Here is a 14,899-nt window from a genome sequence, read left to right as displayed (position 1 = left end):
CATGCTAGCAAACCGGCGTCGCAGACCGGATGGCGCGAAGACACCTGAACCGCGTCAGGCTTTGCCGAAGAAATCGCGGAACGCGCGCACCACCCGCTCGACACCTTCGTCATCCACGTCCAGGTGCGTCACCAACCGCAACGTGGGCAGGTAGCCGATGCTGATGCGGATGCCTACCGCGCGCAGATGCGCGTCCAGCGCCTGCAAGCGCGCGGTCGGCACGTCGACGAATACCATGTTGGTGTGCTGCCCGAGCAGATCGACACCGGCGATCTCGCGCAGGCAACCGGCGAGGTAGGCCGCGCGGCGATGGTCGTCGGCCAGCCGCGCCACATGATGGTCCAGCGCATGCATGCCCGCGGCGGCAAGCATGCCGGCCTGGCGCCAGCCGCCGCCGGCGACCTTGCGCCAGCGCCGCGCCTTTTCGATCAAGGGCGCGGAGCCCACCAGCACCGATCCCACCGGCGCTCCCAGGCCCTTGGACAGGCAGATCGACACGCTGTCGAAGTGCTGGGCAATGGCGCGTGCGCCGACGCCACTTGCCACGGCCGCGTTGTATAGGCGCGCGCCGTCCAGATGCAGGGCCAGGCCGCGCTCGCGGGCGAAATCGTGCGCGGCGCCCAGGTAATCCAGCGGCAGTACGCGGCCGTGCCAGGTGTTCTCCAGCGCCAGCAGGCGCGTGCGTGCGAAGTGCGGATCGACCGGCTTGATCGCCGCGGCGATGCGCGCAAGCGGCAGCGTGCCGTCGTCGGCCTGCACGATGGGCTGCGGTTGGATCGAGCCCAGCACCGCCGCGCCGCCGCCCTCGAACTTGTAGGTGTGCGCATCGGCGCCGACCAGGTATTCGTCGCCACGCTCGCAATGGCTCATCAACGCCAGCAGGTTGCTCTGCGTACCGCTGGGCACGAACAGCGCGTCCTCGAAACCCAGATCTCCGGCCAGCCGCTGCTGCAGCGCGTTGACGGTGGGGTCCTCGCCGTAGACGTCGTCGCCCACCTCGGCATCCAGCATGGCGGCGCGCATCGCCGGCGTGGGCCTGGTCACGGTGTCGCTGCGCAGGTCGACCAGGTTCATTGCTTCTCCCGCCTCACGCGTGCTTGCGGAAATACAGCCAGGCCACCAGCGCCAGCAAGGTCGCCGGCAGCAGGTTGGCGAGCAGCGGCGGCAAGCCGTAAACGGTACCGAAATTCACCATCGCCTTCTGCAGGAAGTACCAGGTGATCGCCAGCAGCATGCCGATGAAGATGCGTTTGCCGAGGCCGCCGGAGCGCATCGTGCCAAAAGCGAACGGCATCGCGCACAACACCAGCACCAGCACGTTGAGCGCATACAGTGCGCGGGTCCAGAACGCCACGGCGTAGACGCCTGGGCGTTCGCCGTTGCTTTCCAGGTAACGCATGTTGCGGCGCAGGTCGCGCATCGACAGGTATTGCGGCTGGATCACCGATTGCGCCAGCACCTGCGGGTTGAGGCTGGACTCCCACTGCTCGCTGGCCGCGGCACTGCTGTGCACGCCGGTATCGTCCAGCGTGGTGCTGCGCACGTCGTGCAGCACCCATTCGCGGCCGTCGTGGTCGGCGGTCTTGGCCCAGTCGAAGCGGCTGAGCTGGCCGTCCTTGGTAAGCGTGTACACACGCACGTCGGCGAGCGCCACCGTGTCGTGGTCGCCGCCGTGGCGCACCACGGTGCCGCCACGCGCATTGATGATGCGGTCGCCGTCGCGGGCCCACAGGCCGCTGCCGGTGCTGCCGATGTTGTTGGATTTCAGGCGCAGCTGCATGGCCTGGCCGAGCTGATCGCCCCACGGCGCGGCGGTCTCGCCGAGGATCACCACGCCCAGGATCAGCACCGCGATCACGCCGGTGGCCGAGGCAGCGATGCGCAGCCGCGACATGCCTGAGGCGCGCAGCGCGGTGAGCTCGCCGGTGGCGGCCAGGCCGCCCAGGCCCAGCAGGCCGCCGATCAGCGCCGCGTTGCCGAACATCTCGTAGGCGCGGCGCGGCGTGGTCACCAGCACGTACACCGTGGCGTCGGTCAGCGTGAAGCCGTTCTTGCCGATGTTGCCGAGCTGGCGCAGGAACTGCGTCACCGCATCGAAGCCGGTGAGTACCAGCCACACGCCGATCAGCGCGCCGAGCACGCTGAGCGCCACCAGCCGGTCGACGCGCTTGATCGAGAGCCTGCTCATGCGGACAGCGCCTTGTCGTTGCCGGGCTTGCGCGGCGAGTACTGCTTCCACCACAGCCAGCCAGCGATCGACAACATCACCAGGTGCAGCAACCACAGCGCCGTCTGGTGATGCCAATGCCCCTTGCCGATCTGTGCGCGACCCAGCGCCAGCAGCAAGTAGTAGAGATAGAAGCTCGCCATCGCCAGCATCAGGCGTCCGTAACGGGCTTCGCGCGGACTCTGCCGCGACAGCGGCAGGGCCAGCATCAGCATCACCAGGGTCAGCGCCGGCGCGTTGGTGCGCCAAGCCAGTTCGGAACGCGCATCCGGCGTTTCGGTGCGCAGCAGCTGCAGCGTGGTCATGCTCTCGGCCGGATCCTCCTCATCGTTGCTGGTCACGCTGGAGAGCGAGGAGTCGTTGCGCTGGTACTGCATGCGCCGCCAGTTGTCCGCACCCAGCGGGATGTCGTACTGCCAGCCATCGTGGAAGGAGATGAAGCGGTTGGAGCCGTTGCTCTCCTGGTAGAGCTCGCCACTGCCGGCGGTGACCAGTTTGATGTGCTGCTGGCCGTCCCTGCCGGCGCGCTGGGTGGAGACAAAGCTGCGGCCCAGTCGGGTGCCGTCCTGGCTCAATGCGTCGGTGAAAATGATGCCGCCCTTGCCCGGCAGCTCGGTGAAGCGGCCGGCATCGAGGCCGGCGGCGATCACCGAGCGGTTCGCGGCCGCCACCAAGGTGTTGCTGGTGGCCGATGCCCACGGCCCCAGCCACAACGAAACCAGCGCGGTGAGCAGCACCAGTATCACGGCGAGGATGGACGTCGGCCGCATCAAGCCCCGCGGCCCCATGCCCGAGGACAGCAGCACGTGCATCTCGCTCTCGCGGTACATCCGGCCCAGCGCCATCAGCACGCCGACCATGCTGGCCAGCGGCAGCATGTTGGTGAGCCCTCCCAGTGTGCGCAGACCCAGCACCTGGAACATCACGCTGGCGGGAAAGCTGCCCTTGGCCACCTGCTGCAGCACGGTGGCAAACGCCGTGCCCGCGACGATCACCATCAGCACCACCACGGTGGCAACCACGGTTTGCGCCAGCTCGCGCAGGAAATAGCGGTCGAGAATGCTCAGCATGCGATAAACTTGTGGGCTTCCGTCAACGCCGACCCGGCCGGCCGGCGAACCGCCAGTCTAGCCGGTTCGCCGCTCGCCGCGCCCATGCAGGAACACTCGATGACCCTCCAGTTCAGCCTCGCCACCGCCGCTCCCGAAGCCGCCGACACCGCCTGCGTGCTGGTGGGCGTCTACGAACAGGGCGTGCTGACCAGCGCTGCCGCCCGCGTGGACGGCGCCATCGGCGGCGCGATCAAGCGCCAGGTAGAGAGCGGCGACATCAGCGGCAAGGCCGGCAGCACCACGCTGATCTACGCACCGGCCGGCATCGCCGCCAGGCGCGTGCTGGTGGTGGGCCTGGGCACGCAGAAAGGCTTCGACGCCGCCCGCTACCAGAAGGTGGCCATCGAGGCCGCACGCGCGCTGGGCAAGCTGCCGCTCACCGAGGCAGTGTCGTACCTCGCCGAGGTGGACGTCCCCGGCCATGATGCCGCCTGGCGCGTGCGCGTCGCGGCGCTGGCCGCCGACCACACCGCCTACCGCTACACCGCCACCTTCAAGCCGCGCGAAAAGAGCGCGCAGCCGGAGCTGGCCGCGCTGGCCTTCGCTGCCGGCGCCGAAGCGGAAGCAGGCCTGGCGCAGGCACGCGGCATCGCCGAGGGCGTGCGCTTCGCCCGCGAGCTGGCCAACCTGCCGCCGAACATCTGCACGCCTGCGTACATCGCCGGTCAGGCCGAGGCCTTCGCCGCGGCGCACGAGCAGGTCGACTGCAGCGTGCTCGACCACGTCGAGATGGAAAAGCTGGGCTTCGGCTCGCTGCTGGCGGTGGGCCGCGGCTCGGCGAACAAGCCGAAGCTGGTCGTGCTGCAGTACCACGGCGGCACCGAGGGCACGGCGCCCTACGCGTTCATCGGCAAGGGCATCACCTTCGATACCGGCGGCATCAGCCTCAAGCCCGGCCCCGGCATGGAGGAGATGAAGTTCGATATGGGCGGCGCAGCCGGCGTGCTCGGCGCCTTCATCGCCGCGGTGGCGATGGGCCTCAAGCTCAACCTGGTCTGCGTGGTGCCTGCGGCGGAGAACATGCCCGATGGCGACAGTTACCGCCCCGGCGACGTGCTCACCAGCCTGTCCGGCCAGACCATCGAAGTGCTCAATACCGACGCCGAAGGCCGCCTGATCCTGTGCGACGCGCTGACCTACACCGCGCGCACCTTCCAGCCATCGGCGATGATCGACGCCGCCACCCTCACCGGTGCCTGCGTGATCGCGCTCGGCAAGCACGCCAGCGGTCTGTTCAGCAAGCACGACGACCTCGCCGCCGAGCTGCTCGCCGCAGGCGAACACACCTTGGACCGCGCCTGGCGCATGCCGCTGTGGGATGACTACCAGGTGCAGCTCGACTCCGGCTTCGCCGACGTCGCCAACATCGGCGGCAAGAGTGCCGGCGCGATCACCGCCGCCTGCTTCCTGTCGCGTTTCACCGAAGGCCTGCGCTGGGCCCACCTCGACATCGCCGGCACCGCATGGGATGAAGGCCGCAAGGGCCTGGCCACCGGCCGCCCGGTGGCGCTGCTGGCGCAGTGGCTGATCGAGCGGGGCGAAAAGTGAGCGAAGCGAAGTGAAGCACTAGAGGCGATGGTTTGAGGCATCATGCCCATCGCCCCTCCTTCGCTCCTCTCCACTCATCCCTGCCCTATGCGCGCCGACTTCTACCTGATCGACAAGCCACGCTTCCGCGAGCAGCCGCTGCTGCTGGTATGCGAGCTGACGAAGCGGGCGTTTGCGTCGCAACAGCCGACCCTGATCCTCGCCCGCGACCACGCCCAGGCCGAGGAACTCGACGAATTGCTGTGGGCATTCGACGAGGATGCATTCATCCCGCACCAGCTCGCCGGCGATGACGACGATGCCGACACTGCAGTGCTGATCGTGCCGCCCGGCATCGACACGCCCGACCGGCCGCTGGTGATCAACCTTCGCGAGAACTGCCACGACGGACGCTGCGAGCGCGTACTGGAAGTGGTGGCTGCCGACCCGGCCGAGCGCGATGGCTCGCGCCTGCGCTGGCGCGAATACCAACGGCGCGGTTTCGAGCTGCACAAGAACGACATGTGACGCCCGCCGCGGCGCTCAGCTGACCGCGGCCTCCGCACGCTCGCCCGCCCCGCGCAACACACGCGCCAGCATCGCCGCCAGTTGCTCGCCGCTGAGCGGCTTGCGCAGGAAACCGTCCATGCCGGCCTCGCGCGCATGTGCCTCGTCCGCTTCGCCCGAGCGCGCCGTCACCGCCACGATCGGCAGATGCCTCCCCGTCTCGCGCTGGCGGATCAGCCGCGCCACCTGGAAACCGTCCACACCGGGCAGGTCGAGGTCGAGCAGTACCGCGTCGTAGCGGTTCCGGTCCAGCTCGGCCAGCGCCAGCAGGCCGTTCGCCACGTGACAGGCCGCATGGCCCTGCTGCTGCAGCAGGCCCGTGATGACGGCCGCGACGATGGGGTCATCCTCCACCAGCAGCAAGCGCAGGTGGCGTTCGCCGGTTTCCGCAGGCGCCGCCTGTTCGTCCGGCGCGGCAGCTACCTCGATCAAGGGCAGCCGCACCAGGAAGGTGCTGCCGTGGCCCAGCCGCGACTGCAGCTCGATGCTGCCGCCCATCATCTCCACCAGTTCGCGGCAGATCGCCAGACCCAGGCCGCTACCAGCGCGGCGCTGCGGACTCTCCTCCTGCTCGAAACGCTGGAACAGCCGGGCCTGGCTGCCTTCGGGAATGCCCGGACCCGTGTCGCTGACGCTGAATAGCAGGCTGTCACCGCTGAGTGTGGCGCGCAGCGTGACACTGCCGTGCTCGGTGAACTTCAAGGCGTTGTTGGCGAGATTCAGCAGCACCTGCTTGATGCGCACCGCGTCGCCCACCGCCTGTGCCGGCAGGTTGTCGGCCATCTCCACCACAAAGCGCAGGCCCTTGCTCCACGCCAGGCCCTGCTCCAGTTGCGCCACGTCCTCGACCAGTTGGCGCGGATCGAACGGAGCCGGCTCCAGCTCCAGCCGGCCAGCGTCGATGCGCACCAAGTCCAGCGCATCGTTGAGCAACTTCATCAGCATGCCGCCGGAGCGCTGCATGGCCTTGGTGTAGTCCTGCTGCCGCGCGTCGAGCGGCGTATTCAGGAGCAGCTCGGCCATGCCCATCACGCCGGTCATCGGCGTGCGGATCTCGTGGCTGAGCGTGGCAAGGAATTGTGTCTTCGCCGCGCTGGCCTGCTCGGCCAGCGCGCGCCGCTGCTCGATCAGTTCGATGCGATGGCGCTGCGCCAGCCGCCGCCGCCACGCCCACATGATCCAGCTCACCGTCGCCACCACGGCCAGCACGTACAGCAGCCATGCCCACCAGCGCTGCCATGGCGGCGCCTGTACGTGGATGTGCAACGGCGCCGCCAGCTGGCCCCACTCCCCGCCGGCACCGGCCGCCTCGGCGTGCAAGGTGTAGTCGCCGGCGCGCAGCCCCACGAATTCGCGATCGCCACGGTTGTCCGTGTCGACCCAGCCGTCGTCCATGCCGTCCATCCGGAAGCGATAGCGATTCGCCAGCGGATTGATATAGGAAAGCGCACGTACACTGACGCGCAGATCGCGATCGTCCCAGGCCAGCGTGATGTCTTGCTGACTGGTCGGCAGCGCATGCACGCCCCGACTGCCATGCACGTCGATGCCGACGACGGCGAGCAGGGGCGCCATGGCCCGATCGCGATGCTGCAGCGGATTGAAGCCGATCACGCCGCCCTGCGTGGGCGCGTAGAGCGGACTGTCTGGTGCGGTCCGCACGGCGCCATTGATGAACTCGCTGTTGATCAGTCCGTCTTGCACGCCGTAGTGCTTGAACTTGCCGGTGGCCGGATCGAAGCTCCACAAGCCGGTCTGGCCGAAGATCCACAAGCGCCCCGTGCGATCCTCGTCCATGCCCAGCACTACCGGGCTTTTCCATCCTTGCGCTGCCCCCACCAGGCGGTCGCGGACGGCGCTGCCATTCTGCCAGTGGTAATGCTCTAGCCCGTCGTTGCGCAGCATCCAGAACGTCGAACCGATCGGAGTGAAGGCGAGGATGTCTTCGCCACGCGGCACGCCGGGCGCGAATTCCATCCGCCGGATGGACGGATTCCAGCGCATCAATCCTTCGTGGTTCGCGTACCAGAGCACGCCGCCCTCCATGTCCAGGCCCGACGGCCGCACATCGACGTCCTTCGCATCGGCCGGCATCGGCACCGGGGTGGCCTGCAGCGTCTGGGTATCGATCCGGACCACGCCATCCTTCGTCACGGTCACGTAGATCGCGCCGTCCTCCCCTTTCACCAGGATCTCGGGCCGGGTGAACTGTTTGTGGTCTCCGTCGACGATGGTGTCCTTGCCGTCCTGGTAGCGGTGCAGCGCGCCGCGCACTGTGAACCACAGGCTGTCCCCGGCCTCGGCCATCGAGATCACTTCGGTCTTCAGATCGTCGAGCGCGTGCTCGACTTTGCCGGTGGCCGGGTCCAGCTTGTCGAGCTTGCCGCGCTCGCCGACCCACAGCTTGCCGTCGGCGCTGGGCGCCACCACCGAGGCCAGCGTGTCGCGCAGGCTGTTGGGGTCGTCCGGAATGTGCGTGTAGCGCGAAAACCCTTCCCAGCCCGGCGCCAGGTACGCGATGCCACCGTCGTAGAAGGTGAACCAGAGTCCCCCTTCGCGATCGGCGACGACGCGCCAGGTCCATTCGCCGGGCAGGCCACCCAGCACCAGCGGCTGGCTGTGGAATCGATGGATGCCGGTGTGCGGATCGACCATGACCACGCCATGCAGCGTGGCGACCCACAGGCGACCGGAGCGGTCGCGGGCGCTGTCGAAGGCGTACTCCGGCGCCAACTGTGCGGCGTCGAACATCGGCCGCGCCACGCCATCGCCGTCGACGTGCAGCAAGCCGAGCCGCGTGCCGATGCGCAGATCCTTGCCGCTGCCGTTGATGCGCCAGATCTGGTCGGGCTTGTCCTCGCCGTGCACCACCTGGACCTGCCGGATGCTGCCGTCCGGAAGCCGCTTCAACAGCAGGCCGGACCAGGTACCGATCCACAACGTGCCGTCGGTGTCGACCTTCAGCGCGCCGACCATCAAGTCCCGGTTGCTGCCGGTGCCGCCGCCGATGGCCTTCAGATAAGCCACGTGCTCCAGCCTGGCGCCATCCTGCGACAAGTGTTCGAGGCCGTTCCGCGTGCCTACCCACAGGCTGCCGTCGCTGTCCTGCGCCAGCGAGGACACCACGTCGCTGGAGAGGCTCGCCGGATTTTTGGGATCGTGCTGCCAGTGCTCGAAGCGGCCCGTGGCCGGGTCGAGCCGGTCCAGCCCGGCGTCGCCGGTGCCGATCCACAACTTGCCGTCCGTCGCGCATACCAGCTGGGTGATGTCGTTGGACGACAGCGCATTCGCCTCGTCCGGCACGTGCGCGTAGGTCTTGAATTCCACGCCGTCGTAGCGCACCAGGCCGCCGGAACCGCCGAACCACATGAACCCGCGCTGGTCCTGCACCACCGCATTGATGGCCGAGCTGGGCAAGCCATCGCTCATGTCGAAGTGCTTGAACTGCGGCGTGGGCAGCAAGCCGGTGGCCGGCGCGGGTGCCGTGGCTGCGACGCCTGCCTGGCCCGCACCAGCGGTGCCCGGCACCGGCGCGGCGACAGACAAAACGGCTCCCAACACGAGCGATGCAAACATTGGCTTATTCCCCTGCCCTCGCCGCATCATGCCAAAACTGTGCTACCTGCGCGACTTCGCCGCCGGCACGACAGGCCGCATCGATCCCCGACGCGAACGCTGCGTTCCGGTGCCGCCGCTGGCGCGGGGAACGGTGTTCGTCCAGACTTCGCCGCATGTCCCGGGCACACCCCACACGCTGGTTATTGCTGTTGCTGGCCGCGCCGGCCATGGCTGCGTTCGCCGGCACGCACGACTATCGCTACGACACCGTGCACAGCCAGATCGTCTTCAGCATCGACCACAACGGCTATTCGCGACCGTTCGGGCGGCTGCACATCGCGCGTGGCTGGCTGCGCCTGGATCCGGACGACTGGAGCCACGCCAGCACGGAGCTCGACGTCGACCTGGCCGGCGTGGACATGGGCGACGCCGGCTGGAACAAGGCCGTCTGCGGGCATGCCTTGCTGGACTGCGCGCAGAACCGCGAGGCGCATTTCGCCAGCCGTTCGGTCGAGCGCACCGACGCCAGCCACGGCGTGCTGCACGGCACGCTGACCTTGCATGGCGTCAGCCGTCCGCTCGATATCCCGTTCCGCCTCAACCGCGAAGCCCGCACGCTGTACGGCCTGCACACCGTCGCCGGCTTCTCGGCCACCGCCAGCCTCGACCGCACCGACTTCGGCATCACCGCGTTTTCCGACTCGATCGGCCATCACGTATCGGTGTGGATGGAACTCGAGGCAATCCGCGACGATCATTCTTCCACCGGCACCACCGCCACCAAGGACTCTCCATGAAGCTGCGCAGCGACGACCGCCATTGGGGCACGATCGCCAAGTCCTTCCACTGGATCGTGGCGCTGGCCATTCTCGGCAACGGCGTATTCGGCCTGTGCATGGACCTGGCCAGCAACCCGATGCAGAAGATCAACTGGCTGGCACTGCACAAGTCGATCGGCCTCACCGTGCTGGCGCTGATGCTGCTGCGCCTGGCCTGGCGCTGGCCCGACGGCCGTCCGCGCGAGGAACCAGCGCCGCGCTGGCAGCTGATCGCCGCGCGCGCCACGCATGCCATGCTGTACCTGCTCGCGCTGGCGCTGCCCCTGAGCGGCTGGTGGTACAACTCGGTGACCGGCAAGCCGCTGCAGTTCTTCAAGCTGTTCAACCTGCCGGGCATCGCGGCGAAAGACGATGCGCTGCGCCACTTCTCGCATGCGGTGCACGAATACCTGTTCTGGTTCCTGGTACTGGTACTGGTGGGACACGTGGGTGCCGCGCTCAAGCACCACGTGTTCGACGGTGACGATGTGCTGAGGCGCATGCTGCCGTTCGGCAAGCTGCGCAACGACAAGACGCAAGCAGGAGAACGTCCATGAAGAACATCCGATTCCTCGCCGCCGCGACACTGCTGGCGCTCGCCCTCCCCGGTGCCGTACTGGCCGCCGATTACGCCATGCAGCCCGCCAGCACGCTGGGCTTCACCGGCAGCTTCCAGGGCACCAGCTTCAGTGGCAGCTTCAAGCAATGGCATGCGGCAATCAGCTACGACCCCGCCCAGCTCGCGCAGTCGAAGTTCGACGTCGACGTGACCATGGCCAGCGTCGCGGTGAGCGACAAGGACCAGCAGGGCGCGCTGCCGGGCAAGGATTTCTTCAACGTCGCCCAATTCCCCGCGGCGCACTTCGTCACTACCGGCTTCCGCCAGGTCGGCGGCAAGGTCGTCGCCGACGGCAAACTCACCTTGCGCGGCGTCACCAAGCCGGTGAGCCTCGCCGTGGACTTCAAGCCGCAGGGGAAGAACGCCACGCTGGACGTGGACGGCACGCTCAAGCGGCTGGACTTCGGCGTGGGCGTAGGCGACTACGCCGACACCTCGGTGATCGGCGCCGACGTGAAGGTCCACGCGCATCTGCTGCTGACGGCGAAATGATCTGCCTGTAGGAGCGCATCCTGTGCACGAATGCTTTTGGCCTCGATCAAGCGCCAGGGCATTCGCGCACGGAGTGCGCTCCTACAAGGCGGCAGACAGGAAGGCGCGCACCGCCGCCGCGTCGAACGGCCAGTCCAGTTCGCGACCGTCGCGCGCATCGCGCAGCACCGGCACGCGCGTGCCGTAACGCTGCTCCAGTTCCACGCGGTCGTCCACCCACACGCTGTCGAATTCCGGCGCCTGCGCCTCGGCCAGCACCGCCAGCGCCATGTCGCACAGGTGGCAGTAGTCGCGCTGGTAGAGGACGAGATCGGGCATGCGCCTGCGGATGGGAAAGTGCCCGCGTAGAATACCGGCTTCCCTCACCTACTCGCAGCGCACCATGGCCGTCAGCGTATTCGACCTGTTCAAGATCGGCATCGGGCCGTCCTCCTCGCACACGGTGGGGCCGATGCGCGCCGCGGCGCGCTTCGCCGAGCGCTGGCTGGAGGAAAAGGGCGTACTGGATCGCGTGACGCGCGTGCGCGCCGAGCTGTACGGCTCGCTGGCGATGACCGGCCGCGGCCACGGCACCGACAAGGCGGTGCTACTGGGCTTCGAGGGCCAGCATCCCGACACGGTGGACCCCGACGCGATCCCCGGCATCCTCGAGCGCATCCGCGGCGGCGGTCGCATCCGCCTGCTCGGCAAGCGCGAGATCGCCTTCGACGAGAAGGCCGACCTGGTGTTCAACAAGCGCCAGAAGCTGCCGTTCCACACCAACGGCATGCGCTTCAGCGCCTACGACGCCGACGGCAACGAACTGGCCACGCGCGACTATTACTCGGTGGGCGGTGGCTTCGTGGTGAACCAAGACGAGGCGGCGGAAGACCGCATCGTCGCCGACACCACCGAGCAACCCTATCCGTTCTCCACCGGTGACCAGTTGCTGGCGCTGTGCGAAAAGCATCACCTCACCATCGCGCAACTGATGATGGCGAACGAAAGCGTATGGCGTCCCGAGGCCGAGACCCGCGCCGGCCTGCTGACGATCTGGAAGGCGATGCAGGACTGCGTCGCCCGCGGCCTGCGCTCGCCCGGTACATTGCCCGGCGGCCTGCATGTGGCGCGCCGCGCGCCGGCGATGGCCGAGGAGCTGCGCAACCAGCCTGAGGCCGCGTTGAGGGATCCGCTGACCATTCTCGACTGGGTCAACCTCTACGCGCTGGCGGTGAACGAGGAGAACGCCGCCGGTGGCCGCGTGGTCACCGCGCCCACCAACGGCGCCGCCGGCATCGTGCCTGCCGTGGGCCACTACTACCTGCGCTTCTGCCCCAAGGCCGACGAGAACGGCATCATCGACTACCTGCTCACCGCCGCGGCGATCGGCATCCTCTACAAGGAAAACGCCTCGATCTCCGGCGCCGAGGTGGGTTGCCAGGGCGAGGTCGGCGTGGCCTGCTCGATGGCCGCCGGCGGCCTCACCGCCGCGCTTGGCGGCAGCATCCACCAGGTGGAAAACGCTGCCGAAATCGGCATGGAGCACAACCTCGGTCTCACCTGCGACCCGATCGGCGGCCTGGTGCAGATTCCCTGCATCGAGCGCAACGCGATGGGTTCGGTGAAGGCGATCAACGCCAGCCGCATGGCGCTGAAGAGCGACGGCAAGCACCGGGTGAGCCTGGACAAGGTGATCAAGACCATGCGCGACACCGGCCGCGACATGAAGGACAAGTACAAGGAAACCAGCCGCGGCGGCCTTGCGGTGAACGTGATCGAGTGCTGACGACCACCCTCCCTGCGCTTGCAGGGAGGGTATTCCGCCCGGGTCCGGCCGCCCCAGGCCGCGCGCAAGCCGGGAAAATCGCGCCCGGAACATGCCGGCCTGCGGCCGGTGCGTGTACCTTTGGGTACGGCCGCATATGACCTTCGCGGGGTGACAGGTCCGGCCCAGTCTGCAACCATCGGTATCTTTTGGGGATGCGCGGCCCGCGCTTCAGGAGTTTCCATGTCTTCCAGCAGCTCGATCCGCCGCGACGTCGGCCCGTTCGCCCTGATGCTTACTGGCCTTGGCTCGATCATCGGTTCCGGCTGGCTGTTCGGCGCCTGGCGCGCGGCGGGCCTGGCGGGGCCGGGAGCCATCTGGGCGTGGGTGCTGGGCGCGGCGATCATCATGACGATCGCGCTGACCTACGCGGAACTCGGCTCGATGTTCCCCGAGTCCGGTGGCATGGTGCGCTACAGCCACTACTCGCATGGCTCATTGGTCGGCTTCATCGGCGCATGGGCCAACTGGATCGCCATCGTCTCGGTGATCCCGGTGGAAGCCGAGGCCTCGGTGCAATACATGGCCGGCTGGAAGTGGCAGTGGGCGCAAAACCTGTACATGCACGCACCAGGCGGCCACGGGGAATTGTCCGAGCCTGGCCTGTGGATTGCCGCAGCACTGGTGCTGGTCTACTTCCTGTTGAACTTCTGGAGCGTGAAGCTGTTCGCGCACTCCAACACCGCGATCACCGTGTTCAAGCTGATCGTGCCGGCCGCCACCGGCCTCGCACTGATTGCCAGCGGTTTCCATGGCGGGAATTTCTCGGTGGGCGTGCATGGTGACGCGCACGCCATCGATTTCGCCGCCGTGCTCACCGCCGTGGCAACCGCGGGCATCGTCTTCAGCTTCAATGGTTTCCAGAGTCCGGTGAACCTGGCCGGCGAAGCGCGCAACCCGGGCAAGAGCATCCCGGTCGCGATCGTCGGCTCCATCGCGCTGGCCACCGTCATCTACATCATTCTGCAGGTAGCCTATCTCGGCGCGGTGCCGCCCGACCTTCTCGCCAAGGCCGGCTGGCACGGCATCGACTTCAGTTCGCCGTTCGCGCAGCTGGCCGTCATCGTCAATCTCAATTGGCTGGCGATCCTGCTGTACGCCGATGCCTTCGTCAGCCCCAGCGGCACCGGCATGACCTACACCGCCACCACCGCGCGCATGCTGTACGGCATGGAGCGCAATGGCACGCTGCCCAGGATCTTCGGCAGCATCCATCCGAAGTGGGGCGTGCCGCGTCCGGCGATGTGGTTCAACCTGGCCGTGTCCTATCTCTTCCTGTTCAAGTTCCGCGGCTGGGGCACGTTGGCGGCGGTGATCTCGGTAGCCACGATCATCTCCTACCTCACCGGCCCGGTCAGCGCGATGACCCTGCGCCGCACCGCACCCAGCCTGTACCGCCCCTTCCGCCTCGCTGCCCTGCCCGTGCTCGCCGGCATCGCCTTCGTGATGTCCACCGAGCTGCTGTACTGGGCGAAGTGGCCGCTGACCGGCGAAATCATCCTGCTGATGGTCGTCGCGCTGCCGATCTACCTCTACTACCAGGCCAAGTCCGGCTGGCACGATTTCGGCCGCCAGATGAAGGGCGCATGGTGGCTAGTCGCTTACTTGCCGGTGATCGCCCTCGTCTCCTGGGCCGGCAGCACTACCTTCGGCGGCCAGGGCTACCTGCCCTACGGCTGGGACCTCGTGGTGGTGGCGGTGATCGGCTTCGTGTTCTACCTCTGGGGCGTGAAGTCGGGCTGGCGTACGCCGTCGGTGGAAGCCGCCGAACTGGAAGCCCACGCACATCCGGATGCGCCGGTGATACCGCCGGACGAACTGGATGCGGAGCGCGTCACCGGGCGCTGAGTTTCCGATCTCGTGGTCACGTGTTGGCCTGGCGTGCATCAAAGCGATTCCGAGCCGCCCAGGGCACACCTTCGTAAAGACCCAAAGCAAGAACGCCGCGCAATGCGCGGCGTTCTTGCTATTGCCGTTGCCGTTGCTTCTGGCGTGCAGGAAGCACGCCTGCTTTTCCGGGGCCCCTGGGCGGCGGTGAGGCGGGGACGATCAGGCCGCGCAGCGGGCGTTGCCATGGATGGCAACGCCTTTTCGCGCGGGCAGGAGCCCGCTCGAAAAGCCCGTCCCCGCCTCACGAACTTGCCGGGCAGGACGCCCGGCAAGCGCCAACCGGGG

The 14,899-nt window shown here is 67.7% G+C and carries 12 protein-coding genes; 7 read left to right on the top strand and 5 right to left on the bottom strand.

Annotation, left to right across the window (positions count from 1 at the left end):
• Nucleotides 1-54: 54 nt before the first annotated feature.
• The 3 genes from ltaE to lptF are packed head-to-tail and all read right to left on the bottom strand — an operon-like array spanning nucleotide 55 to nucleotide 3,297.
• Nucleotides 55-1,074, bottom strand: a complete 1,020-nt coding sequence (gene ltaE / locus ISP14_RS03485; RefSeq protein WP_404536298.1) for a low-specificity L-threonine aldolase — start codon at nucleotides 1,072-1,074, stop codon at nucleotides 55-57.
• A 13-nt stretch (nucleotides 1,075-1,087) separates the two neighbouring features.
• Nucleotides 1,088-2,188: an LPS export ABC transporter permease LptG gene (gene lptG, locus ISP14_RS03480; RefSeq protein ID WP_404536297.1), complete on the bottom strand. Its 1,101-nt coding sequence runs from the start codon at nucleotides 2,186-2,188 to the stop codon at nucleotides 1,088-1,090.
• Nucleotides 2,185-3,297, bottom strand: a complete 1,113-nt coding sequence (gene lptF / locus ISP14_RS03475; protein WP_404536296.1) for an LPS export ABC transporter permease LptF — start codon at nucleotides 3,295-3,297, stop codon at nucleotides 2,185-2,187. The genes lptG and lptF overlap by 4 nt, the downstream gene beginning before the upstream one ends.
• Nucleotides 3,298-3,396: 99 nt before the next feature.
• Here lptF and ISP14_RS03470 point away from each other — a divergent pair, with 99 nt between their 5' ends.
• Nucleotides 3,397-4,887: a leucyl aminopeptidase gene (locus ISP14_RS03470; RefSeq protein ID WP_404536295.1), complete on the top strand. Its 1,491-nt coding sequence runs from the start codon at nucleotides 3,397-3,399 to the stop codon at nucleotides 4,885-4,887.
• Between the two features lie 87 nt (nucleotides 4,888-4,974).
• Nucleotides 4,975-5,394, top strand: a complete 420-nt coding sequence (locus tag ISP14_RS03465) for a DNA polymerase III subunit chi (protein WP_404537115.1) — start codon at nucleotides 4,975-4,977, stop codon at nucleotides 5,392-5,394.
• Between the two features lie 15 nt (nucleotides 5,395-5,409).
• On the opposite strand, the gene ISP14_RS03460 is transcribed toward ISP14_RS03465, so the two are convergent.
• Nucleotides 5,410-9,009 (bottom strand): hybrid sensor histidine kinase/response regulator, encoded by a 3,600-nt coding sequence (locus ISP14_RS03460; protein ID WP_404536293.1) that lies wholly within the window; start codon nucleotides 9,007-9,009, stop codon nucleotides 5,410-5,412.
• A 155-nt stretch (nucleotides 9,010-9,164) separates the two neighbouring features.
• Between ISP14_RS03460 and ISP14_RS03455 the strand changes: the two genes are divergently transcribed.
• From ISP14_RS03455 to ISP14_RS03445, 3 genes are read left to right on the top strand one after another with little or no spacing between them, the layout of a single operon-like run.
• Nucleotides 9,165-9,788 carry a YceI family protein gene (locus tag ISP14_RS03455; RefSeq protein ID WP_404536291.1) on the top strand — a complete coding sequence of 208 codons (624 nt, stop codon included), beginning with the start codon at nucleotides 9,165-9,167 and terminating at the stop codon, nucleotides 9,786-9,788.
• Nucleotides 9,785-10,366: a cytochrome b gene (locus tag ISP14_RS03450; protein ID WP_404536290.1), complete on the top strand. Its 582-nt coding sequence runs from the start codon at nucleotides 9,785-9,787 to the stop codon at nucleotides 10,364-10,366. Before ISP14_RS03455 ends, ISP14_RS03450 begins: the two co-directional genes overlap by 4 nt.
• Nucleotides 10,363-10,920, top strand: coding sequence for a YceI family protein (locus tag ISP14_RS03445; protein ID WP_404536289.1), 558 nt, complete (start codon nucleotides 10,363-10,365; stop codon nucleotides 10,918-10,920). Before ISP14_RS03450 ends, ISP14_RS03445 begins: the two co-directional genes overlap by 4 nt.
• 81 nt (nucleotides 10,921-11,001) lie before the next feature.
• Here the strand turns inward: ISP14_RS03445 and ISP14_RS03440 are convergent, their stop codons facing one another.
• On the bottom strand, nucleotides 11,002-11,238 hold the full coding sequence (locus ISP14_RS03440; RefSeq protein ID WP_404536288.1) for a glutaredoxin family protein: 237 nt from the start codon (nucleotides 11,236-11,238) through the stop codon (nucleotides 11,002-11,004).
• Nucleotides 11,239-11,302: 64 nt separating this feature from the next.
• Between ISP14_RS03440 and ISP14_RS03435 the strand changes: the two genes are divergently transcribed.
• On the top strand, nucleotides 11,303-12,685 hold the full coding sequence (locus tag ISP14_RS03435; protein ID WP_404536286.1) for an L-serine ammonia-lyase: 1,383 nt from the start codon (nucleotides 11,303-11,305) through the stop codon (nucleotides 12,683-12,685).
• 222 nt (nucleotides 12,686-12,907) lie between these two features.
• Nucleotides 12,908-14,572 carry an APC family permease gene (locus ISP14_RS03430; protein ID WP_404536285.1) on the top strand — a complete coding sequence of 555 codons (1,665 nt, stop codon included), beginning with the start codon at nucleotides 12,908-12,910 and terminating at the stop codon, nucleotides 14,570-14,572.
• Nucleotides 14,573-14,899: the final 327 nt, after the last annotated feature.

It is taken from the genome of Dyella agri, assembly GCF_044904705.1.
In the GTDB taxonomy this organism is placed as follows: domain Bacteria; phylum Pseudomonadota; class Gammaproteobacteria; order Xanthomonadales; family Rhodanobacteraceae; genus Rhodanobacter_A; species Rhodanobacter_A agri.
Note: the sequence above shows the minus strand (reverse complement) of the source record. Positions and strands in the feature narration are given on the sequence as shown.